This window comes from Actinospica durhamensis (assembly GCF_018139695.1).
Classification (GTDB): Bacteria; Actinomycetota; Actinomycetes; order Streptomycetales; family Catenulisporaceae; genus Actinospica; species Actinospica durhamensis.
Window position 1 is genome coordinate 1 of record NZ_JAGSOG010000143.1, and the last position, 21,820, is coordinate 21,820.

Here is a 21,820-nt window from a genome sequence, read left to right on the forward strand (position 1 = left end):
AGAGACAGAGCACACGACGCCGGCGCGTCCGGGGGTGGGGACGCGCCGGCGTCGTGTGCTCGCGGGAGCCTATGCGCCGGCCAGGTGGTCGAGGGCGAGGCGGGCGAGGAGGGTGGAGCCGTCGGGCAGGACGCGGTCGTCGAAGGCGGCTTCGGGCGAGTGGTTCCAGGGCGAGTTCTGGTGGTCGCGGCCTTCGATGGTGGCGCCGAGGAAGACCATGGCGCCGGGGACCTGCTGGAGCACGCGGGAGAAGTCCTCGGCGCCGGCCAGCGGCTGGGGCATGGTCTCGAAGCGGTCCTGGCCGAACAGTTCCCCGACGGTGTCGCGGACGATGTCGATGGCGTGGGCGTCGTTGATCGTGGCGGGGTACAGGCCTTCGAAGCTGACCTCCACCTCAAGGCCGTGGGCCTGGGCGATGCCTTCGATCAGGGGGACGAGCACTTCCCGGGTGCGCTCGGAGGCCGCGGCGGAGAACGTGCGCACGGTGGCGTCGAAGTGTGCGAACTCGGGGATGATGTTCTCCTTCGTGCCGCCGTGGAACGAGCCGACGGTGACCACGACGGGATCGAAGATGTCGAACTTGCGGGTGACCGCGGTCTGGATCGCGGTGACCATCTCGCAGGCGGCGGGGATCGGGTCGTTGGCGCGGAACGGGGCCGAGCCGTGGCCGCCGCGGCCGTGCACGGTCACGCGCAGGTCGGCGCAGGAGGCCATCATCGGCCCCGGGCGCGCGCCGAACACGCCGCGCGGGAGCATGCCGGAGCTCACGTGCAGGGCGTAGGCGGCAGTGGGGTGGGTGCCGGAGGCCGCCAGCACGCCTTCGGCGATCATGTGGCCGGCGCCGTCCTCGCCCTCCTCGCCGGGCTGGAACATGAACACCACGTTCCCGGCGAGCTGCTCGCGCCGGGCGGCGAGCAGCCGTGCCGCGCCGACCAGCATGCTGGTGTGCAGGTCGTGGCCGCAGGCGTGCATGACGCCGTCGAACCGGGAGATCGGCACGTCGCTGACGGAGGTCTCCTGCAGCGGCAGGGCGTCCATGTCGCCGCGCAGCAGCACGGTCGGGCCGGGGCGGGACCCGCGCAGCACGCCAATGACGGAGTTGAGGCCCTTGCCGAGGGTGAGTTCTATACCGCTGCCGTCGAGGGCGCCGAGTACCTTCTCCTGGGTGCGGGGAAGTTCGAGGCCTAGCTCGGGCTCGAGGTGCAGGGCGTGGCGCAGCTCGGCCAGATCGCCGGCGATTTCGCGGGCGTCATTCTTGAGATCTTCGACTAGGTTCGACATGTCCGGAGCATAGCCACGCCGCACCGGTTACGGCCAGGGCGAATGCGGTCGGAGGGGGTAAGGGTACGGGCAAGAATGGGCAAGGGCCGCCCTGCGCTCCGAGACGCAGCGTGCGCGGTGGCTCAGGGCCAGTAGAGCGGGGCGCTGCGGGCGCGCTCGAGGAGTTTGCGGGCGGTCAGGCCGGTGGCGACCGCGCTGACGCCGAAGAAGATGAGCCAGCAGCCCAGGATCCAGGCGAGCACGACCAGGCTGGCGCCGGGGAAGGCCATGATGAGCAGGCCGATGATCATCGCGAACACGCCGCCGGCCAGGCCGGGCGAGCGGCCGGGGGTGCGGCGGCTGCGCTGCCAGGCGCCGAAGACGGTCAGGGCGCCGCTGGCGAGCCAGAACACGCCGATGACGAGCGCGAGGGTGGAGGCGGTGTGGAACGGGCGGGCGACGCAGAGCACGCCGAAGGCCACCGAGAGCACCGCGAGCACGACCGCCACCACCCGGGCCACCGGTTCCACGCCCTTGAGCTGGATCGCGGTGACGAACCGGTAGAGGCCGGTGAGCAGCAGGTAGATGCCGAACAGGAAGGTCAGCGCGGAGACGGTGTGGCCGGGCCAGACCACGACGAGCACGCCGAGGACCACGCCGGCCACGCCGAAGCCCACCGGCAGCAGCCACATCCGCTGGAATCGGGCCGGGTCCAAGCCGCGACGCGGACCGCCGGGGCCGCCCGCACCGCCGCCCGCGCCGGACGTTCCGGTCCCGCCGCCGACGACCTCACCCTCGATCGGCTCGCTCAAGCCCGCCTCGCCTCTTCCTCCGGGCCCGGGCCGCACTCGGTACGGCATGCCGACCCGCCATCTGACGTTTCGTCACACTATGACAGCTCCCGCCCTGTTTACCGCAGGGTGGCTGGCTTTCGGCCTCGGGATTGCTCCGTAAGATGCTCTCATGCCGCGCACCCCGGAACCCAAGGACCCCACGCAGCACGAGGAGCCCGGCGCGGAACCCGGCGCGCGGGCCGAGGAGCCCGCCGAGGCGGTCGAGGCCGCCGAGCACTGGTCGTTCGCGGCGATCAACCAGGCGATCAGCGCGGATTTCCGGCGGGCGATCGGAGCGGGGGTGCTGGCGCTGCTGGGGCTGGCGCTGACCTACGTGTGCGGCGGCGTGCTGGCCAGTGGGACCGCGCCGGTGGCCTACTTCACCGAGCACCGCGGGCTGGCGTCGGTGTGCTCGGTGATCGGCGCGCTGTTCTTCTTCGGTTTCGGTGTGGTCGCGGTGCGCTCGGCCACCAAAGAGGTCCTCAAGACGGTGCCGTCCTCGGTGGGCGACGACCGGAAGGTGGGGCTGCGCTGGATCTGCCTGGTCGCCGGGTACCTGCTGGTGATCTTCGGCACGCTCGGGGCGCTGAACGTGCCGATCGAGCGGCTGGCGGTGGGCGCCGGGATCACGGGTGTGATCCTGGGTATCGCGGCGCAGCAGGCGTTCGGGAACTTCTTCGCCGGACTCGTGCTGCTGATCGTGCGTCCGGTCTCGGTCGGGCAGCGGATCTCGGTGCGTTCGGGGCCGATCGGCGGGCCGTACTCGGGCGAGGTGGTGGACATGACGCTCACGTACGTGCGGCTGGCCACCGACCGCGGGACGCTGCTGCTGCCGAACTCGACCGTGCTCTCCGCGGTGGTCGGGCCGATCGGGGTGTTCGAGGACCCGGACGCCTCGGCCCCGCTGCCGGCCCCGAACGCGCCGCCGACCACGACGTCCTCGACCGAGCCGGGCGAGCCGCCGCAGGCGCCGCGGCACGTCGGCTGAGCTCGCGCCACGTCGGCTGAGGCCGACGCCCTGAGGCCGACGCCGCGGCGAACCGACCAGCCGTCAGCCGCGCGGCCAGGCGGCGATCAGCGCGTCGGTGACCTCGCGGCCGCGTACCGCGATCCTGAGCCAGTCGGGGCCGAGGCCGGGGAAGGTGTCGCCGCGGCGCAGGGCGAAGCTGGATTCCTCGCGTAGCCGGAGCCTGAGTTTGTCGGCGCCCGGGGTGTGGACGAGGACGAACGGGGCTCGGGCGTGGGCGAGGGCGGGCAGCGTCACGCCGGGCAGTTCGAGCAGGCGCCGTTCGAGGTAGCGGCGGTCCTGTTCGGCCCGCTGCGCCAGTTCTTCCGCTTCGGCCAGTGCGCGGGGCTCGCAGCAGGCTGTGGCGGCGGCGAGCGCTGGGGTGGAGACGGACCAGAGCGGCTGGGCCTCGCGCAGGGCGGCGAGCACCGCCGGGTCGCCCACCGCGTAGCCGACGCGCAGGCCGGCCAGGCCCCAGGTCTTCGTCAGGCTTCTGAGAACGACGAGGCCGGGCAGGTCGGCGCGCCGGATCAGGGTCTCCGGCTGGCCGGGTACGGCGTCGATGAAGGCCTCGTCGACGACCAGGACGCGGCCGGGCCGGGCGAGCGCGGCCAGGTCGCTCGCGGGATGCAGCACGCCGGTCGGGTTGGTGGGATTGCCCACGATCACCAGATCGGCGTCTTCGGGCACGCTCGCCGGGTCGAACCGGAAGCCGTCGCGCTCGGCCGTGAGCACCCGGGTGACCTCGTGCCCGGCGGCGAGCAGCGCGGCCTCGGGTTCGGTGAACTGGGGGTGGACCACCACCGGGCGGCGCGGGCGCAGGGCCCGGGCGAGCAGCACGAACGCCTCCGCGGCGCCGGAGGTGAGCAGTACCTGCTCCGGCGGGCGGCCGTGTGCGGCGGCGACGGCGGCGGTGGCGGGACCGGGGTCGGGGTACGCGGCGAGCTCGGGCAGCGTCGCGGCGATCCGGTCGAGCAGCCAGAGCGGCGGCCGGGGAATACGGACATTGACTGCCAAGTCCGTCAAACCGGCCGCGGTCTCCCGGTCTCCGTGGTGTCGCAGGTCGAACGCGTGGGCCATGGAACCCATCCTGCCGTGTCCGCGCGCGGCTGCCGCACTCGCTACCATCGCCGGGTGAACAGCTCGAGCACCGGCAAGGCCGGCACGCGAAAGCCCGAAGCGGGGAAAACGCGGAGTCGGTCGGGGAGGTCGGCGGCGCTCGCGGCCGGCCTGCTGGCCGGGTACGCGGCGGACGCGCTGCTCGGCGACCCGCGGCGGGGCCACCCGGTGGCGCTGTTCGGCCGGGGCGCGCGCGGCCTGGAAGAGCGCTGGTATCAGGACTCTCGGGTACGCGGGGCCGCGTTCACGGCGGTGTGCGTGGGCGGCAGCGCGGCGCTCGGGGCGACGCTGGACCGCGCGGCGGGTGCCGTGGGCGGCACGGGGACGCGGCGGGTGCTCGCGGTGGCGGCGACGGCGAGCGCGGCCTGGACCGTGATCGGCGCGGCCTCGCTGCGGCGGGAGGCCGAGGAGATCGGGCGGCTGCTGGAGATCGGGGATCTGGAGGGCGCCCGGGAGCGGTTGCCGCGGCTGTGCGGCCGGGACGCGCGGGGCCTGGGTGAGAGCGCGCTGGCCCGGGCGGTGATCGAGTCGGTGGCTGAGAACACCTCGGACGCGGTGGTCGCGCCGCTGTTCTGGGGCGCGGTCGCGGGCACGCCGGGGCTGCTGGCCTACCGCGCGGCGAACACGCTGGACGCGATGGTCGGGCACCGGTCCGAGCGCTACGAGAGGTTCGGCTGGGCCTCGGCCCGGCTCGACGACCTGTTGAACCTGGTCCCGGCCCGGCTGACCGGGCTGCTCACGGTGGCCGCGGCGCCGTGCGTGGGGGGCACCCGGGCGCAGGCCTGGCAGGCGCTGCGGCACGACGGGAGCCACCACCCGAGCCCCAACGCCGGGCACTGCGAGGCCTCGGCGGCGGGCGCGCTCGGGCTGCGCCTGGGCGGGACGAACGTGTACGGCTCGCGGGTGGAGGAGCGCCCGCAGCTCGGTGCCGGGCGCAGTCCGCGCGGGTTCGACATCGCGCGGGCGACGCGGCTGTCCAAGGCGGTGTGCACGAGCGCGGCGGTGCTCGCGGCGACGGGGGCGCTGCTCGGCCGGGCCGGATGCGCACGCCGTGGCTGACGACGCGCCAGCGACGAACGAGAAGACGACTGCCGCACGACCGGCGGGAAAGCCGTTGCGGGGCGGCCTGCTGGTGGCGGGTACGACCTCTGATGCCGGGAAGTCGGTCCTGACGGCGGGGATCTGCCGCTGGCTGGCCCGGCAGGGCGTGTCGGTAGCGCCGTTCAAGGCGCAGAACATGTCGAACAACTCGGCGGTCTGCCTGGATCCGGCCACCGGCGAGGGCGCGGAGATCGGGCGGGCGCAGGCGATGCAGGCGGCCGCGGCCGGGGTGATCCCGATTCCGCAGATGAACCCGGTGCTGCTCAAGCCGGGCTCGGACCGCAGCAGTCAGGTCGTGCTGCTGGGGCGGCCGTTCGGGCAGGCCGACGCGCTCGGCTACCAGGAGCTCAAGGCGACGCTGCTCGAGCACGTGCTCGCGGCGTACGACGAGTTGCGCGGACGATTCGACGTCGTGGTCTGCGAAGGCGCGGGGTCGCCGACCGAGATCAACCTGCGGCGCGGCGACATCGCGAACCTGGGGCTGGCCCGGGCGCGCGAGCTGCCGACGGTGGTGGTCGGGGACATCGACCGGGGCGGGGTGTTCGCGGCCTTCCACGGCACCGTGGCGCTGCTCGAGCCGGCCGACCAGGCGCTGATCTCAGGGTTCATCATCAATCGGTTCCGCGGGGACCCGGCGCTGCTCGATCCGGCACTGGAGATGATCCACGGGCTCAGCGGGCGCCCGACGCTGGGGGTGGTGCCGTATCTGCGGGATCTATGGCTGGACGCGGAGGACTCGCTGAGCCTCGACTCCGCCGTACCGGTCCCCGCCACGCAACCGCTGACGGACAAGCAGACGCCACCGCTGACGGTCACGGTCGTGCGGCTGCCCCGGGTGTCGAACTTCACCGACGTCGACGCGCTGCGGCTCGAGCCAGGCGTGGAGGTCGGCTTCACCACCTCGCCGCGCGGCATCGCCGAGGCGGATCTGGTGGTGCTGCCGGGGACCAAGTCGACCGTGGCCGACCTGCAGTGGCTGCGCGAGCGCGGCATCGTCGAGGCCTTGCTCGCCCGGCACGCGCGGGGCGGGGCGATTCTCGGGGTGTGCGGCGGCTATCAGATGCTCGGCCTCGAGATCGAGGACGAGGACGGGGTGGAGAGCGCCGGCGGGACCGTGCCGGGGCTCGGCCTGCTGCCGGTGCGCACCCGCTTCGTCGCGGGCAAGACCCTGGCCCGGCCGACCGGGTTCGGCTTCGGCGCGGCGGTGGCGACGGCGTACGAGATCCACCACGGCCAGGTCGAGATACGCGGTGGTACGCCGCTGTTCACCGACGCCGACGGCCGGGCGCTGGACGGCTGCGTGGTCGGCGCGGTGCTCGGCACGCTGTGGCACGGCGCGCTCGAGTCCGACGGGTTCCGGTCCGCGCTGCTGGACTGGCTCGGCGCACGTGCCGCCGGCGAGGGCGAGGCGTGCGCCGAGCAGAGCGCTACCGATCCGCGACCGCGTTCCGGCGTGGAGTTCGCGGCCGCCCGGGAGGCCCAGTTCGATCGCCTGGCCGACGCGGTGGACGCGTACGTCGACACGGCGGCGCTGCTGCGGCTGATCGAGTCGGGACCGACGCCGGGCTTGGCGCTCCTGCCGCCGGGGCGGGATCGGTGAGCGCCACCGGCATCACTCGCCTCCCCGGGCGAGCATGCGCATCGAACGGCGGCGGATGCGGGCGAGCAGGTAGACGTTGGCGAGATGGATGACTCCGAGCACGAGTAGCACCGTACCGATCTTGACCGAGAGTGCCTCGAAACACGCCCGAATCGAGGCGACGGTGCCGCCGATGCGCATGAACAGTGTCACGAATCCGAGGTCGAGCAGGTAGAACCCGACCACCAGCAACCGGTTGACCGCGCCGGCCACCAGTTCGTCCCCGCGCAGCAGGGTCACCAGGAAGACGTGGCCGGTCCGGCTGAGCGTGCGCGCCACCCAGACGGTGAGTATGACGGACAACAGCAGATAGACGACGTAGGTGAGTACCGTGAGGTCCACCCGACCCTCCCATGCATTTCAGTGTCTTGATGACTCCCCGCGAATCTGATGCCCTCTCAGGGATCCGGCAAACGGGTGAAATCAGACTATTTGCCCGCGGATCGGTGCCGGACGCAGGCCGAGCGCAACCAGAGCGTGGGGCGGGACGTCAAGAGAACGACGGGGCTCGGGCGGTGGAGCACGGTGAGCGACACTGAGCTCTCCCGGGGCGGCATCGAGTGACCGTGACAGCAGTGACAGCAGTGAAAGCAACACAGCGGGCAGCAGCACAGCGGGCAGAGGGAAAGCCGAGGAATGGTGCTTGATCGCTTGAGCCGTCTGGCCGGACGGGCGCGCCGGGAGCTGGTTCGCACGGACCGGGTGCCGGGACCCGCGTTCTGGGGGACGCGGGAGAGTCTGGCGCTCGGACTGGCCCTGATCGTCTTCGGCACGCTCGGCGCCGGACTGTGGGGCCTGACCAGCGCCGCGCACGTCTCGCTGCTCTCGGGTACGCGCACGGCGGCGCAGCGACAGGCCGCGCCGGCCCGGCTGGTGCAGAGCGCGAGCGGCACCTTCGTCTACCCGGGCGGCTCGCCCGACCTCGTCTGGCCGTCGGCGGGCTCGGCCGCGGTGGAGGTCGTGGGCTACGGGCTGATGGGCGAGAAGGGCTCGCTCGACCGGCAGGCGTCCATCGCGAGCATCACGAAGACGATGACCGCGTACGTGGTGCTCAAGGACCATCCGCTGGGGGCGAGCGAGTCCGGGCCGACCATCACGCTGACCTCCGAGATGGCCGCGGAGTACGGCAAGGCGATAGACCAGGACGAGTCGGCCGTGCAGGTGCGCACCGGCGAGCAGCTGACCGAGCGTCAGGCGCTGGAGGCCATGATGCTCGCCTCGGCCGGGGACATGGCGGACATCCTCGCGATCTGGGACGCGGGCTCGGTGGACGCTTTCCTGGTCAAGATGAACAAGCAGGCCCGCGCGCTCGGCATGACCCGGAGCGACTACACCGACCCGACCGGCCTGGCCGCGAGTACGGTCTCGACCATCGCCGACCAGCTCAAGCTGGCCGAGGCGGTGCAGAAGGTGCCCGCGCTCACCTCGATCGTGGCCGAGTCCGACGCCTCGGTGCCGGTGGCCGGGACGGTGCACAACTACAACGAGGACCTCGGCGAGTACGGGATCGACGGCATCAAGACCGGCACCACCGCGGCCGCGGGCTCCTGCCTGCTGTTCTCCGCGCACTACACCGTGGACGGCAAGACCGTGACCATCCTCGGGATCGTGCTCGGGCTCGCCGGCAGCACCGGCACGCCGTGGTCCGCTTTGACCGCGGCGGGCAGACTGGTGGACAGTGCGGAGCACGCCCTGGGCACGGCCACGGTCGCGGCGGCGGGGCAGACGGTGGCGCGGGTCGAGCAGACCGGCTCGGACACCCGGCAGTACGCGCCGGCCGCGGCGGTGAAGGTGTTCGGCTGGGCCGGGTTGGAGTACCGGGTCGCGGTCGGCGGCACCGCGGCGGCGCCGCGGCTGCGGGTCACCCGGACGGGCGCAACCGGAGACGCGGCGGATGTGCCGCTGCACGCACTGCCGCACCGGGCGAGCCTGGCCGGATCCACCGTCAGGAAACCGGAATCGCGGCCTTCCACGTCGAAGTGAGATGGGTGTGCGCTGCGGGGGCACACGGATGGTACCGGTAAGGAGCACAACTTCCGCTTCGGCTACCATCATCGGTGTTTTGACGATCACGAGCGCGCCCTGAGCCGGGGCGGACCCAAGGGGGTGGAGCGGGTGGCGTTCTTCACGTCCGCCCGGCGCCGGCCGAGCCGCCGTCAGGGCGTTCTGGCGGCTCTGGTGTTACTGGTCTTCTTCGCCTGTCTGCTGACCTGGCAGCACGGCTCGCTGAACCTGGGGGTCTACCGGCTCGACCTGGACGTCTACCGTATCGGCGCGCAGGCGTGGCTGCACAACCACCCCCTCTACGGCCAGCTGCCGGACACCCAGGGCGGGCTGCCCGAGCCGTTCACCTACCCGCCGATCTCGGCCGTGGTGATGTCGCCGCTCGCGGTGATCCCCTCGACCCTGGCCGGCATCCTGATGACGGCGATCAGCCTGGCGCTGCTGGTGTGCGTGCTTGCGCTGTTCTTCCGGGCCACGAAGCTGGCCACCGGCCGGGCCTCGTGGCGGCTGGCGGCGACGCTGCTGCCGGTGGCGGTGCTGCTCGAGCCGGTGCGCACGACGCTGGCGTACGGCCAGATCAACATCGTGCTGATGGCGCTGGTCGCGTTCGACTGCCTGCTGCCGAGCACCTGGTTCACCGTGCGCGGGCGCCGGGTGGGCTGGCCGCGCGGGTTCCTGACCGGCATCGCGGGCGCGCTCAAGCTGACGCCGATGGTGTTCCTGCTCTACTTCGTCGCGCGCCGGGACTGGAAGGGCTGCCTCAGCCTGCTCGCCGGGTTCCTGACGATAGGGCTGATCGGGGCCGTGTTCGCGCCGCACGACTCGTGGGAGTACTGGACCCAGACGGTGTTCCAGACCAACCGGATAGGCCCGCACGTCTTCTCCGGGAACCAGTCGCTGACCGGCGTGCTCTACCGGGCGCACCTGTCCGGCCAGGCCGAGAACCGGGTGTGGCTCGTCCTGTCCGCGGTGGCCGGGGTGGTCGCGTTCATCGCGGTGCAGCGCTCGGTGCGGGCGGGGCGGACGGTCACGGCGGTCGCGCTGACCGCGTGCGCGCAGCTGCTCGTCTCCCCGGTGTCCTGGTCCCACCACTGGGTCTGGTGCGCTCCGGTGCTGCTGTGCGCGCTGGTGCGCGGGCGCCGGATGTGGCGGGCGGGCGCGGGCAAGCGGTACTTCTGGATCGCCGCGGCCGTGGCCGGGGTGTTCCTGGCCGAGCCGCAGGTCTGGTTCCCGCACACGATGAACCGCGAGTACGGCTGGGCGCTGTGGGAGCAGATCATCGGCAGCGCGTACGTGTGGGTGGCGGTGGTGGCGCTGCTGCTGGTCGCCTTCCGCCGCGAACCGGCGGCCCCGGTCATGGCCCAGGCGGACGGCACCGAGGACGCGGTCCTGGCGGCGCGGGCACGCCCCTAGCTCGCCGTCTCAGCCGGAAACGTTGCGGCCCGGCATCCCCGTGAGGATGCCGGGCCGCTTCGCGTTCGCGCGCGTCGCCGCGCGGGGGCCGCTCAGACGATCAGGTCTGGGCGGCGGGCTCCACCGCGGAGGGCGACTGCGTCTCGGCCTCGTTGGCGGGCGCCGGGCGCTGGGTGCCGACCGCGGTGCCGTGCGGGTCCGCGTCCGCGGCGTCCGTGGCCGGGGCGCCCTGGGCGGCCGTACGGCCGAGCCGGGCGCTCAGGCGCCGGGGCAGGAAGCCGCCTTCCACCGAGGAGACCCACATGTCGCGGAAGCCGATGACGGTCGCGGCGATCAACAGCAGGTCGCGCAGCAGCACCACGAGCACGGGCACGAGGTGGGCGTGCAGCAGCTGCTGGAAGAAGAACGGGAACTCGTACTGCGTCAGCGGCAGCGCGATCAGCACCAGCAGCGCGCTGCGGCGCTGGGTGGTGTCCTTGTAGAGCAGGCAGAAGCCGGCCACGGCGAGCGCCCAGATCATGTACTGCGGGCTGATCACCCGGCTGACCACGATCATCATCAGCGTCGCGACGAAGGTCGCGTCGGCCACCATCGCCGGGCGCCAGGTCTTGCGCCACCACCAGTAGGCCAGCAGCCCGAAGCCGAGCACCGTGGAGGCCATCGAGGCGTAGTAGGCCAGGCTCACCAGGATGTGCATGGCGTGGCTGTCCGGGAGGGTCTGGTACGAGCCGTAGACCAGCTTGACCTTCACGTGCTCGAGGCCGAGCCGCTTGCCGAGCAGGAACAGCACGCCCCAGATCGACTCGATCTCGATGCCGCGGCCGCTCTGGTTGCCGATGAAGCTGAGCGTGTGCGTGTAGAAGAGCGAGAGCAGCGCGATCACGCCGACGACCGAGGCGGCGACGGCGAGGATGGTCTCCCAGCCGCGGCGGGTGCGCGGCATGCCGAAGATCGCCAGACCCGGCCAGATCTTCACCGCGGCGCCGAAGCCGATCAGGATGCCGGCCAGCCAGCGCTTGCGCCGCGAACGCGTGTCACCCGAGTCGTCGGCCAGCGCGGCCGGGATGCCCTTGCCCAGCAGGACCAGCGCGAACACCACGAAAAGGGCGGGGAAGACGTCGTAACGCCCGTACACTATCGGGCCGAGCAGCGGGACGCCGACGATCCAGTACCACGGGCCGGACCAGACCCCGCGATGCGCCGCGGTCCACAGCAGCAGCGCGACGATCGCCGCGTCCGCCAGGACCGTCATCACGGTGAAGGTGGTCAGGTAGTGCAGCCCCCAGGCGTCGGAGAGCCACTGCGGGAAGGTCAGGATCGGCGCGAGCAGCGGCGGGTACTGCCACTTCGTGTCGATCGGGATGTGGCCGTTGACCAGCCACTTCTCAGCCCAGACCATATATGTCTTGACATCGCCGACGCTCGGCACGCCCCAGCGGCGCAGGATGTGGCCGGTGGCGGCGGCGTAGAGCACGGCCCTGGTGAGGAACCAGACGGTCAGGGCCGTGACGACCCGTCTGCGGGTGGGTGACATGTGGAGCGCCTTCTTCTCCCCGGCAAGTGTCGGTGTGGCCTGACGGATCGTCATCGTCCGCTCCGGCAACTCGGATCGGCGAAATCATACGGTTTCCAGCTAAGGTGGGTCCGCCCACACTTCGCTCTATGACGGAACCGTTCCACGATGTTTATCTTCATCCCACCTTCGGAATCCAAGGCCGTCCCTGGTGACGCGGGTCCGGCGGAACTCGGTTCCCTCGCGTTGCCCGAGCTCGCCGCGACCCGGCGCGCGCTGCGGGAGGCTCTGGTCGGGCTGTGCCGCGGCCCGGCCGAGGACGCGCTGGGCGTACTGGGCCTGAGCAGCGGACTGGCCGGCGAGCTGGCCTACAACCAGGGCCTGCGCAAGGCCCCGGCCGCGGCCGCGGCGGACGTGTACACCGGCGTGCTGTACGACGCCTTCGGCCTGCCCTCGCTGCGTCAGCGCGGCGTCACTGTCGATCACGTGCTGATCTTCTCCGGTCTCTGGGGCGTGGTGCGGCCGAACGACCGGATCCCGCACTACCGTTGCTCCGCCGGAGTGAAGCTGCCGGGCCTCGGTTCGGTCAGCACGGTGTGGCGTGAGGCGCTGCGCGCGCCGCTGGCCGCGCACGTGGGCGAGGAGCTCGTGGTGGACCTGCGTTCGGGCGCGTACGCCGGGTTCTGGCAGCCCGGGGCGAACGCCGTGACCCTGCGGGTGCTGCACGAGTACCGGGCGGGCGGGCGCACCGTCCGCAAGATCATCTCGCACCACAACAAGGCGACGAAGGGCCGGCTGGCCCGGGCGCTGCTGGAATCCGGGCAGGTTCCGGGCAAGCCGGCCGAGTTCGTCGACGTCGTACGCGACCTCGGTTTCACCGTGGAGCCGGGGCCCGAGCCGACCCGTCCACACTCCCCCACGACCATGGACGTCGTGGTCAGCGAGCTGTGAGATTCCGCTGAGGACACGCGCCGGATCGGCCCGGGTACGCCGGGCCGGCCTCGGCCCCGGCCCGCCCCGGGTCAGTCCAGGTGCGCGGTGTCGTTGACGCAGCGGACGTTGCTCAGGCCGTCCCCGTAGTAGTCGATGACGCTGAGCGAGGCCGCGGCCAGCTCCATCCGGTTCACCGCGGACAGCGGTGCGCCGAGCGCGTCGCACACCAGCGCCTTGATCGGGGTGACGTGTGTGACCACCAGCACGGTCTGTCGCGGGTGGCGCGCGACCAGCCGGTCCTTGGCCTCGACGGCGCGGCGGGCGAGTGCGCCGAGGGTCTCGCCCTGCGGCGGCGCGACCTCGCTGGAGCCGAGGAACGCGGAGAGCTCGGCCGGGTAGCGCTCGTGCGCCTCGGCGAAGGTCAGGCCCTCGAGCAGGCCGAAGTCGATCTCGCGCACGCCGGGCTCGGGCTCGACCGGCAGGCCCACCGCGTCGGCCACGGCCTGCGCGGTGGCGAGGGTGCGCAGCAGCGGCGAGGCCACGATGGCGTCGATCGGGCCGTAGCGGACGTCGGCGCGCAGCCGGTCGGCGGCCCGGCGGGCCTGCTGTTCGCCCTCGGCGGTCAGCCGCGGGTCGCCGATGCCGGCGAAGCGCTTCTCCAGGGTCAGCGGGGTCACGCCGTGGCGCAGCAGGAGCAGCCGGGTGGGACGGCCGAGGTCCGGGGACCAGGCGACCCGGGCCTTTTCGGGCGCGGGCTGCTCGGCGGAGGCCGCCGGGACTTCGGCCCGCGGCTGCGTCTGGCCGGCGCCGTCCGTGGCGAGCGGCGTCTTCGAGACCCAGGTGCGCCCCTCGGCCGCGGCGTCCAGGGCCTCGTTGGCCAACCGGTCGGCGTGCTTGTTGAGGGTGCGCGGGATCCACTCGTAGCTCACCGCGGCGCCCGGCAGCAGGCCGCGGGCGCGTTCGGCCAGCGGCTTCATGTCCGGGTGCTTGACCTGCCAGCGCCCTGACATCTGCTCGACCACGAGCTTCGAGTCCATCCTGACCTTCACCCGCGCCCCGGCGTCGATCGCGGCGGCGGCCTCGAGGCCTGCGATCAGACCCCGGTACTCGGCCACGTTGTTGGTGGCGCGGCCGAGGTACTCGGCGAGTTCGGCCAGTGCCCGGCCGGTGTCCTCGTCCTTGACCACGGCCCCGTACGACGCCTCGCCGGGGTTGCCGCGGGAGGCGCCGTCCGCCTCGATGATCAGTGTGCGCATACGGAGGATTGTGCCGGATCTACAGTCCGGAATCGGCCGTCCGCACCAGGATCCGGCGGCAGGAGTCGTGTCGCAGGATCACGTCGGGGGCCGCCGCCTTGGCCGCGTTGGCCTCGGAGATGTCCAGCTCGATCTGGCAGGCCTGGCAGCGGCGGCGCACGATCGGGGCCGCGGCCACGCCGTTGTACTGCGCGCGCAGCTTCTCGTAGAGGGCCAGCAGGTCCGCCGGGATCTTCGCGGCGGTCAGGTCGCGCTGGCCCTGGGTGAACACGGAGTCCTTGTCCAGGCCGGACTGCTCGCCGGCCAGCTCGTGCGCGACCCGGCCGCGCTCGGACTCGACCCCGGAGCGGTCCGCGGCCAGCTTCGCCGTGCGCTTGGCCGAGGACTCCACCTTCTCCATCACCTCGAGCACCACGTCCTCGAGCGCGGCCTGGCGCTTGGCCAGGGACTCGAGTTCGTGCTGGAGGTTCTCCAGGTCCTTCGCGCTGCCGCGGCCGGACTCGAGCAGGTTGCGGTCGCGTTCGGCCCGGGCACGCACCTGGTCCACGTCGGCCTCGGCCTTGGTCTGCTCGCGCACCAGGTCGGAGTCCGCGGCCGCCGAGACGGCGTGCACGTCGCGCAGCTGGCCGAGCCGGATGTCGAGCGTCTGGAGCTCGGCCAGCTTCGGCAGGGTGCGCCGACGGTGCGCGAGCTGGTCCAGCTTGGAGTCGAGTGCCTGAAGATCGAGCAGGCGAAGCTGGTCGGCGGCCTCGGCATTCACGTGGCGGTACTCCTCGACTCTTTGGAATTCACAGCGACTGCGCCATGCTCACGGCGCGTGCGAGGTCCACGGATCGGTCACGAGCGTGGACACCCGCGTGTCTACCGTACCGCCTGCCAGCAGGGCCGCGGCGACGGACAGCCAGGGCCACTCGCTGGCGAAGTGCGCGACGTCCACCAGAGCCGGGCCGCCGCCGAAGCGCGCGGCCTCCATGGCCTCGGAGGCCGGGTGGTGGCGCAGGTCGGCGGTGACGTACGCGTCGGCGCCGGCCGCGCGCACCGCGGCGAGCAGCTCCCGGTCGTCCCCGGCCCCGCCGCACACCGCGACCGTGCGCACCGGCCGGTCGAGGTCGCCGGAGACCCGCACTCCGGCGGCGGTGCGCGGGAGCGCGGTGGCGACCCGCTCGGCGAACGCGCGCAGCGGCTCGGGCTCGGGCAGGGTGCCGAAGCGGCCGAGGCCGAGCTCGTCCGCCGCGCCGGCCGACGAGCCGGACGCCGCCCCGAGCGCCGCCCCGCGCAAGGGCAGGATGGGGCCGGCCACGGTCAGGCCGAGCGCGGTGGCGAGGGCGTCGGACACGCCGGGCCGGGCGACGTCGGCGTTGGTGTGCGCGGTCAGCAGCGCGCAGCCGCCGCGGATCAGCCGGTGCACCGAGCGGCCCTTGTAACTGGTCGCGGCCACCGCGTTGACCGGCTTGAGCAGCAGCGGATGGTGCGTCACGAGCAGGTCGGCGCCCCATTCGAGGGCCTCGTCCAGCACCGCGTCGACCGGGTCGACGGCGAACATGACCCGGCCGACCTCGGCCTCGGGGTCGCCGCAGACCAGGCCCACGGCATCCCAGGACTGCGCGGTGGCGGGCGGATAGGCGGCGTCGAAGACGGCCGTGATCTCGGCGAGCGTCGGCATGCCCCGATCCTAGACGAGCCGGGAAAAGAGCCCGATCTTCGAGCCCTCATGTGTCGTCCAGGAAAACTTCAAGATCTATCAGACCTCATGAGGAAAATCTCATGTTAACTGTGATGGACGGGTATTTCCCCGCGCGACCGGTCGCGCTAGTTTCAGATCGACCCACCGTTCACCCGGGCATTCACTTACCCAGTCGTCCCACCGTGCCCGGTGTACTACCGCGAGGCTAACCCTGCCCACGCGGTCCAATCGTCTGTTCCCTCATACCCACAGGAATGGTCGTGCGTAGAAATATTCGAATAATCGGCGTGCTCGCAGCGCCCCTGCCCATCCTCGCGCTCGCCGTGCCGGCGAACGCCGCCACCCCCGCCCTCTCCGGCCGCGTCGTGCTCTCCGGCGAGGCCGTGCCGGGCCTGGCCAAGGCCACCCACACCGGCTCCCTGGCCGCGAGCCAGAACCTCAGCCTCGAGGTCAGCCTCGCGCCGCGCAACCAGGCCAAGCTGGCGGCCTTCATCCGCGCCGTCTCCGACCCGAAGTCGTCCCTGTACAAGCACTACCTCACGGTGGCGCAGTACGCGGCCGAGTACGGGGCGACCGACGCCCAGGTCCAGCAGGTCACCTCGTACCTGCACTCGCAGGGCCTGTCCGTCGGCAAGGTGACGGCCAACCACCTGACCCTGGCCGTCAGTGGCAGCACGGCGCAGGTGGAGAAGGCGTTCGACGTCTCCATCGGCACCTACAAGACCGGCTCGCACTCCTTCTACGCGAACGCGGCGGCGCCCTCGCTGCCCTCGAGCATCGCCTCGGTCGTGGCCGGAGTCGCGGGTCTGTCCACCTCGTCGGTGCGCACCGCCGCGTACACGGTCACCTCGCACGCCACCACGGCGAAGGCGACCACCGCGCTCACCCCGACCATCGCGCGGGACGCGTACAACCTGGCCTCCTCCATCAGCTCGGGCTACAACGGCTCGGGTGAGACGGTCGGCCTGGTCGAGTTCTCGTCCTACTCCGCCTCCGCGGTCGCGGCGTACAACACCAAGTACAGCCTCGGCGCGACGGCGGCCACCGTGGTCAAGGTCGACGGCGGCACCACCGACTCCTCGGGTGCGGTGGAGGACGAGCTCGACATCGAGGTCGAGTACGCGCTCGCGCCCAAGGCGACGGTGAAGGCGTACGAGGCCCCGAACTCGGACGCCGGCGAGGTCGCCCTGTACGCGGCGCTGGCCAGCGCCGACGTCCCGGTGATCTCCAGCAGCTGGGGCGAGCCGGAGACGGAGGAGGACAACCTGACCTCCGACAACACCGACTTCACGGAGATGGCGGCCCAGGGTCAGTCCATCTACTCGGCCTCCGGTGACGACGGCGCCGACGACAACGGATCGAGCCTGTCGGTGGACTACCCGGCCTCCGACCCGTACGTCTCCGGCGTCGGCGGCACCCAGCTCTCGGTGACCTCCTCGTACGCGTGGAGTGCCGAGACCGCGTGGTCCGACAGCGGCGGCGGCAAGTCCGTGGAATACGCCACCCCGAGCTTCCAGACCTCGGTCAACTCCACCGGCGACCGCGAGGTCCCGGACGTCTCGGCGGCCGGCGGCAACAACAGCCCCTGGTACATCGACGGCGGCAGCTGGGAGGACGTGTGGGGCACCAGCGCGGCGGCGCCGAACTGGGCCGCGTTCACGGCCGACTACGACACGGCCGCGGCGGCGCTGGGCAAGTCGAAGTTCGGGTACGCGAACTCGTTCATCTACACGGTGGCCGAGTCCTCGTACTACAGCTCGGCGTTCCACGACGTGACGAGCGGTAACAACGGCGGCTACAGCGCGGGCACGGGCTACGACCCGGTCTCGGGCTGGGGCTCGTACAACGGCGGCAACTTCATCGCCGACGAGCTGTGAGCACCCGTCACCGCAGCACGGAGTACTGAGTACGTGAGTACTGAGTACGTGAGTACTGAGCGGTGAGCCGAGGGCGGGCACGCGGGCGACCGTGCCCGCCCTCGGTCTTCGTCAGAGTTCGATGACGGTGCGCACGGCCGCGCCGGAGCGCAGCAGGTCAAGGGCCTCGTCCACCCGCTCCAGCGGGAGCCGGGCGGTGACCATGGAGGCGAGGTCGAGCCGGCCGGCCCGCCAGAGCCGGATCAGCCGGTCGTACTCCACCCGGACGTCGCCGCCGCCGTACATGGTCGGCAGGATGCGCTTGTTGTCGTAGAAGAGTTCGTTCATGGTGAACTCCACCTTGTCGTCCCGGGAGCCGGCGCCGACCACGACGACCGAGCCGCCGCGCCGGGCGAGCTCGTAGGCCTGGCGCACCAGGGCGCCGCGCCCGACGCACTCGAAGACGTAGTCGAAGCCCTGGCGGCCGGTCAGCTCCTTCATCAGGGTCCTGACCTCGTCCGGGGCCGCGGTGCGGGTGGCGCCGAAGCGGCCGACCAGCTCGCGCTTGTCCGCGCTGGGGTCCACGGCCAGGATCTCGGCCGCCCCGGCGATGCGGGCGCCCTGGATCACCGAGACGCCCACGCCGCCGCAGCCGATCACCGCGACCGTCGCGCCGGGGTGCACCCGGGCGGTGTTGAACACGGCGCCGACGCCGGTGGTCACCCCGCAGCCGATCAGCGCGGCCACGTCGAAGGGCACGTCGGCGGGCACCGGGACGGCGCACTGCCAGGGCAGCACCACCTCCTCGGCCAGGGTGCCGGTGCCGCACATGCCGTACACCGGCTCCCCGTCCAGCAGGAAGTTCGGGCTCTGCGCCGCGGGCACGAACACCTCCGTGCACAGGTTGCCCTCACCTCGCAGGCAGAAGGCGCAGTGGCCGCACGGAGGCACCCAGCAGACCGTGACGTGCTCGCCCACCCGCACCGCCCGCACGTCCCGGCCGACCTCGAGCACCTCGCCGGCGCCCTCGTGGCCGAGCACGAACGGCCGGCGGTTGGCCAGCACGCCGTTCATCGCGGACAGGTCGGAGTGGCACACCCCGCTCGCCCTGATCCGGACCCGGACGTCCTCGGGTCCGAGCGGCCTGGTCGTGAAGCCCTCGAGGACCTCGGCCCGCTCCTGTCCGGTCGTACGCACCATCGCGGCCCGCATCCGCCACCTCCGTAGCTACTGTCGGGTAACCGATTCTGCGGGCACCCTACCGCGCGGCGGACGCGATGGTCAGTACGCTGCGTCCGGTCAGTCCGGGACGTAGGTGCCGTTGAGCAGGCCCACCCCCTCGTCCGCCACCCGCCGCAGCCGGCGGGCGAAGTAGAGCACGAGCAAGCCGAGGCCGGCCCGGGCGGCGCAGAACGCCATGTACAGGTGGTCGTGGTTGAGCACGTCCTGGTACGAGTTGACGTTGCCGCTGGTCGTGGTCGCCTGGAGGAAGAGCGAGAACAGCAGCGAGAGCACCCAGACCACCCGCAGGTACCGGTAGCGGGCCCGGCGGAACACGGCCCCGCGCGCGCCGACCGAGCCCAGAGCCTCGGTCAACGAGCGCTGCCATGCCCCGAGCATCACCAGCAGGGCGAGGAACACGATCAAGGTGATCCAGGAGATGTTTCCGACCGTGGTGTCGTCGGCCTGCAGTTGGGTCGACTGGGCCATGCTCGGAAACTGATTCGAAAGGATCATCGAGTTGAGCTGTTCGGCCAAGGTCGCGGCATGATCGATATAGAAGATCTCAGCGATACTGAGGATCATGTAGAGCAGGGCGAGGCCGCTGACCAACCGCGGCAGCCTGCTCTCAAGCGGTTTGATCCTGGGTGAGGGTCCGTAGATCGAGCCGGGAAGACCCACACTTCCCGGATTCACCGCCGCCGTTTGTGGCATGGCCCACGGATCGGTCTCTGTCATGTTGCCCCCTGTTTGGAAAACCCACCAATTTCCTCCCCACAAAAGGGGTTCCATGCTGGGTTCCACACATAGGTCGCGTCAAGAGTCAATCCGGGGTACGGCCGCCCGGCTGCGGTTTCCCCCGGATTTCCCGCGCCTACCGCGCGCGCCGACGGCCGGGGCGGGCGGCCGTCGGCGGCGCGGCGGTCAGCCCGCGCGGCGGGAGCGCACCAGCAGCGGGACCACGGCGGCGGCCAGGCCCAGCACGGCGCACACCAGGAACGCGGTGCGGTAGGCGTCGCCGGTGGGCAGCACCTGGCCGGCCAGCGGCGTGTGCGCGAGCAGGGCGGCGCTGATCGTGCGCGAGGTCAGGATCACCCCGGCCACGGCCGTGCCCACCGCGCCGCCGACGGTCCGCAGCACGGCGTTGACGCTGTTGGCGATGCCGGCCTGCTCGGGCGGGACGGCGCCGTTGATGTAGGCGGGCATGGCCGAGTAGGCCAGGCCGATGCCCAGGCCCATGACGCCCGAGGCGGCGTAGACGTCGCCCTCGGCGCCGTGGCGCAGGCCCAGGTAGAGCATGGCCAGGCCGGCCAGTAGACCGCCCAGGGCCATCGGCGCCTTGGGACCGAACCGGCCGATCAGCCGGGCGCCGATCGGGGCGCCGAGGAAGGAGCCGACCGCCGAGGGCAGCAGCAGGATGCCGGAGTGCAGGATGGAGGCGCCGAACCCGTAGCCGACGGCGCTCGGGGTCTGGGTGAAGTCGGACAGCAGCGTGAACGAGGCGTACATCAGGAAGCCGACGCAGAACCCGGAGACGTTCGGCACCGCGACGGCCGGGCGGCCCAGCACGCGGACGTCGACCAGCGGGTGCACGGTGCGCAGCTCCACCGCGATCCACAGTACGAGCACGGCGGCGGCGCCGACGAACAGCGCGATCACCGAGGTCGACCCCCAGCCCCAGGCGGAGCCCTCGGACAGGGCGAGCAGCAGGGCGCTGAGCCAGGCCGCCAGCAGCACCGCGCCGAGCGGGTCCATGCCGCCCGCGCGGTCCTCCACCGGGTCGTGCTTGATCGCGAACAGCACGGCGGCCAGCGCGACCAGCCCGAGGATCAGGCCCATGAGGAACACGCTCTGGTAGGACCAGTGCTGCATCATCCAGCCGGTCAGCACCAGGCTCAGGCCCGAGCCGACGCCCAGCGAGGCGGAGACGAGCGAGACCGCGCCGGTGACCTTCTCCCGCGGCAGCTCGTCCCGGATCACCGCGATGGCCAGCGGAAGGATGCCGCCGCCGAAGCCCTGCAGCACCCGGGCGACCGCCAGCACCGGCCAGCTGTGCACCGAGTAGGCCAGCCCGGAGCCGAGCACCAGGCCGAGCACGGAGAGCACCAGCACCCACTTGCGCCCGTACAGGTCGCCCATCCGCCCGAGCAGCGGGGTGAGCACCGCGGCCGCGAGCAGGTTGGCCGTCATCATCCAGGCGACGGTGGCGGTGGTGAGGTGGAAGGACTGCGCCAGCGTGGGCAGGATCGGCACCACCGAGGTCTGCACCACGGTGAAGGCCATCATGGCCAGGACCAGGGCGGCCAGCACCAGACCTGGTCGCGCGGGTGCGGCCGGGCGCAGGTCGGCGGCGCCGCTGCGAGGCGTCAGGGTCGCGCTCATGCGCACTACTCCCCAGAGTTGTTTCAGCAGACAGAAAGTTCAGAGACTGAAGTACTTTAGGGCGGGAGATCGTCAGTCGTCAAACATTTCAGTTCCTTAACCATTGGGCTAAGGTGGGCGCATGACCCGACGCGACCCGATCAGCCTCGAGGTGATCACCTCGCTCGCCGACCTGACCGGCCGGTTCATCGCCGAGTACGACGAGGCGGCGGCCGCGCACGAGCTGACCGGCGCGCAGGCCAGGCTGCTGGCCCTGGTGGTGGGCGAGCCGAAGCCGATGAGCCGGCTGGCCGTGTCCATGCGCTGCGAGCCGTCGAACGTGACCGGGCTGGTGGACAAGCTCGAGCGGCGCGGCCTGGTCGAGCGCAGGCCCGACCCGACGGACCGCCGGGTCAAGCTCATCGCGCCGACGCCCGCGGGCACGGAACTGTCCGCGAAGGTGTGGGCCGACCTCGACTTCGCCGCCGCGCCGCTGGCCGCGCTGGCCGAGCCCGAGCGGGTGGTGCTGCGCGACCTGCTGCGCAAGATCAACCCGCGCCGGGACTGAGCCGCGGGCCGCACGCCGCTCGCCCGCGCCGCTGGCCCACCCCGCTCCCCCAC

Annotated in this window: 19 protein-coding genes; 8 read left to right on the top strand and 11 right to left on the bottom strand. The window is 72.0% G+C overall.

The features are described from left to right. Nucleotides 1-69 precede the first annotated feature (69 nt). Both KDL01_RS24425 and KDL01_RS24430 read right to left on the bottom strand, forming a co-directional pair. Nucleotides 70-1,281: a M20 metallopeptidase family protein gene (locus KDL01_RS24425; RefSeq protein WP_212530925.1), complete on the bottom strand. Its 1,212-nt coding sequence runs from the start codon at nt 1,279-1,281 to the stop codon at nt 70-72. A gap of 122 nt (nt 1,282-1,403) precedes the next feature. Beyond that, nucleotides 1,404-2,072: an HdeD family acid-resistance protein gene (locus KDL01_RS24430; RefSeq protein ID WP_212530926.1), complete on the bottom strand. Its 669-nt coding sequence runs from the start codon at nt 2,070-2,072 to the stop codon at nt 1,404-1,406. A gap of 151 nt (nt 2,073-2,223) precedes the next feature. Here KDL01_RS24430 and KDL01_RS24435 point away from each other — a divergent pair, with 151 nt between their 5' ends. Next, complete coding sequence (locus KDL01_RS24435) at nt 2,224-3,081, top strand: mechanosensitive ion channel domain-containing protein (protein WP_212530927.1); 858 nt, start codon at nt 2,224-2,226, stop codon at nt 3,079-3,081. A gap of 63 nt (nt 3,082-3,144) precedes the next feature. Here the strand turns inward: KDL01_RS24435 and cobC are convergent, their stop codons facing one another. Next, the gene (gene cobC, locus KDL01_RS24440) at nt 3,145-4,179 is read right to left on the bottom strand and encodes an Rv2231c family histidinol phosphate aminotransferase CobC (RefSeq protein WP_212530928.1); all 1,035 of its coding nucleotides are present in this window, start codon (nt 4,177-4,179) and stop codon (nt 3,145-3,147) included. A 54-nt stretch (nt 4,180-4,233) separates the two neighbouring features. Here cobC and KDL01_RS24445 point away from each other — a divergent pair, with 54 nt between their 5' ends. Further along, complete coding sequence (locus KDL01_RS24445) at nt 4,234-5,277, top strand: cobalamin biosynthesis protein (RefSeq protein WP_212530929.1); 1,044 nt, start codon at nt 4,234-4,236, stop codon at nt 5,275-5,277. A gap of 55 nt (nt 5,278-5,332) precedes the next feature. Further along, entirely contained in the window at nt 5,333-6,919 is a 1,587-nt protein-coding gene (locus KDL01_RS24450) for a cobyric acid synthase (protein ID WP_212530943.1), read from the top strand. Between the two features lie 12 nt (nt 6,920-6,931). Here KDL01_RS24450 and KDL01_RS24455 read toward each other — a convergent pair whose 3' ends face one another. Further along, entirely contained in the window at nt 6,932-7,300 is a 369-nt protein-coding gene (locus tag KDL01_RS24455) for a hypothetical protein (RefSeq protein WP_212530930.1), read from the bottom strand. Nucleotides 7,301-7,594: 294 nt separating this feature from the next. Between KDL01_RS24455 and KDL01_RS24460 the strand changes: the two genes are divergently transcribed. After that, on the top strand, nt 7,595-8,941 hold the full coding sequence (locus KDL01_RS24460) for a D-alanyl-D-alanine carboxypeptidase family protein (RefSeq protein ID WP_212530931.1): 1,347 nt from the start codon (nt 7,595-7,597) through the stop codon (nt 8,939-8,941). Nucleotides 8,942-9,073: 132 nt separating this feature from the next. After that, nucleotides 9,074-10,375: a glycosyltransferase 87 family protein gene (locus KDL01_RS24465; RefSeq protein WP_212530932.1), complete on the top strand. Its 1,302-nt coding sequence runs from the start codon at nt 9,074-9,076 to the stop codon at nt 10,373-10,375. A gap of 100 nt (nt 10,376-10,475) precedes the next feature. On the opposite strand, the gene KDL01_RS24470 is transcribed toward KDL01_RS24465, so the two are convergent. Beyond that, nucleotides 10,476-11,963, bottom strand: a complete 1,488-nt coding sequence (locus tag KDL01_RS24470; protein WP_212530933.1) for a glycosyltransferase family 87 protein — start codon at nt 11,961-11,963, stop codon at nt 10,476-10,478. A gap of 93 nt (nt 11,964-12,056) precedes the next feature. On the opposite strand from KDL01_RS24470, the gene KDL01_RS24475 reads away from it, so the two are divergent. After that, complete coding sequence (locus KDL01_RS24475) at nt 12,057-12,839, top strand: YaaA family protein (RefSeq protein ID WP_212530934.1); 783 nt, start codon at nt 12,057-12,059, stop codon at nt 12,837-12,839. A gap of 71 nt (nt 12,840-12,910) precedes the next feature. Here KDL01_RS24475 and KDL01_RS24480 read toward each other — a convergent pair whose 3' ends face one another. From KDL01_RS24480 to KDL01_RS24490, 3 genes are read right to left on the bottom strand one after another with little or no spacing between them, the layout of a single operon-like run. Next, nucleotides 12,911-14,077: a bifunctional RNase H/acid phosphatase gene (locus KDL01_RS24480; protein ID WP_212530935.1), complete on the bottom strand. Its 1,167-nt coding sequence runs from the start codon at nt 14,075-14,077 to the stop codon at nt 12,911-12,913. A 19-nt stretch (nt 14,078-14,096) separates the two neighbouring features. Continuing rightward, nucleotides 14,097-14,837 (bottom strand): zinc ribbon domain-containing protein, encoded by a 741-nt coding sequence (locus KDL01_RS45425; RefSeq protein WP_212530936.1) that lies wholly within the window; start codon nt 14,835-14,837, stop codon nt 14,097-14,099. A gap of 48 nt (nt 14,838-14,885) precedes the next feature. Next, a complete protein-coding gene (locus tag KDL01_RS24490; protein WP_212530937.1) occupies nt 14,886-15,740 on the bottom strand; it encodes a Nif3-like dinuclear metal center hexameric protein in 855 nt (284 codons plus the stop codon). Nucleotides 15,741-16,048: 308 nt separating this feature from the next. Between KDL01_RS24490 and KDL01_RS24495 the strand changes: the two genes are divergently transcribed. Then, nucleotides 16,049-17,638 carry a S53 family peptidase gene (locus tag KDL01_RS24495; RefSeq protein ID WP_212530938.1) on the top strand — a complete coding sequence of 530 codons (1,590 nt, stop codon included), beginning with the start codon at nt 16,049-16,051 and terminating at the stop codon, nt 17,636-17,638. A gap of 111 nt (nt 17,639-17,749) precedes the next feature. Here KDL01_RS24495 and KDL01_RS24500 read toward each other — a convergent pair whose 3' ends face one another. The 3 genes from KDL01_RS24500 to KDL01_RS24510 all read right to left on the bottom strand — a co-directional run bounded on the left by KDL01_RS24500 (nt 17,750) and on the right by KDL01_RS24510 (nt 21,220). Continuing rightward, the gene (locus tag KDL01_RS24500; protein ID WP_212530939.1) at nt 17,750-18,829 is read right to left on the bottom strand and encodes a zinc-binding dehydrogenase; all 1,080 of its coding nucleotides are present in this window, start codon (nt 18,827-18,829) and stop codon (nt 17,750-17,752) included. Nucleotides 18,830-18,916: 87 nt separating this feature from the next. Beyond that, on the bottom strand, nt 18,917-19,450 hold the full coding sequence (locus KDL01_RS24505; protein WP_212530940.1) for a hypothetical protein: 534 nt from the start codon (nt 19,448-19,450) through the stop codon (nt 18,917-18,919). Nucleotides 19,451-19,762: 312 nt separating this feature from the next. After that, nucleotides 19,763-21,220 (bottom strand): MFS transporter, encoded by a 1,458-nt coding sequence (locus KDL01_RS24510; RefSeq protein WP_212530941.1) that lies wholly within the window; start codon nt 21,218-21,220, stop codon nt 19,763-19,765. A 121-nt stretch (nt 21,221-21,341) separates the two neighbouring features. Here KDL01_RS24510 and KDL01_RS24515 point away from each other — a divergent pair, with 121 nt between their 5' ends. Beyond that, entirely contained in the window at nt 21,342-21,767 is a 426-nt protein-coding gene (locus KDL01_RS24515; protein ID WP_212530942.1) for a MarR family winged helix-turn-helix transcriptional regulator, read from the top strand. The last annotated feature ends 53 nt before the right edge of the window (nt 21,768-21,820 follow it).

Excerpts from the sequence above, each read along its gene's own strand:
- KDL01_RS24425 (WP_212530925.1), bottom strand. The coding sequence starts at position 1,281 with ATGTCGAACCTAGTCGAAGATCTCAAGAATGACGCCCGCGAAATCGCC.
- KDL01_RS24435 (WP_212530927.1), top strand. The coding sequence starts at position 2,224 with ATGCCGCGCACCCCGGAACCCAAGGACCCCACGCAGCACGAGGAGCCC.
- cobC (WP_212530928.1), bottom strand. The coding sequence starts at position 4,179 with ATGGCCCACGCGTTCGACCTGCGACACCACGGAGACCGGGAGACCGCG.
- KDL01_RS24460 (WP_212530931.1), top strand. The coding sequence starts at position 7,595 with ATGGTGCTTGATCGCTTGAGCCGTCTGGCCGGACGGGCGCGCCGGGAG.
- KDL01_RS24470 (WP_212530933.1), bottom strand. The coding sequence starts at position 11,963 with ATGACGATCCGTCAGGCCACACCGACACTTGCCGGGGAGAAGAAGGCG.
- KDL01_RS24475 (WP_212530934.1), top strand. The coding sequence starts at position 12,057 with ATGTTTATCTTCATCCCACCTTCGGAATCCAAGGCCGTCCCTGGTGAC.
- KDL01_RS24480 (WP_212530935.1), bottom strand. The coding sequence starts at position 14,077 with ATGCGCACACTGATCATCGAGGCGGACGGCGCCTCCCGCGGCAACCCC.
- KDL01_RS24490 (WP_212530937.1), bottom strand. The coding sequence starts at position 15,740 with ATGCCGACGCTCGCCGAGATCACGGCCGTCTTCGACGCCGCCTATCCG.
- KDL01_RS24500 (WP_212530939.1), bottom strand. The coding sequence starts at position 18,829 with ATGCGGGCCGCGATGGTGCGTACGACCGGACAGGAGCGGGCCGAGGTC.
- KDL01_RS24510 (WP_212530941.1), bottom strand. The coding sequence starts at position 21,220 with ATGAGCGCGACCCTGACGCCTCGCAGCGGCGCCGCCGACCTGCGCCCG.
- KDL01_RS24515 (WP_212530942.1), top strand. The coding sequence starts at position 21,342 with ATGACCCGACGCGACCCGATCAGCCTCGAGGTGATCACCTCGCTCGCC.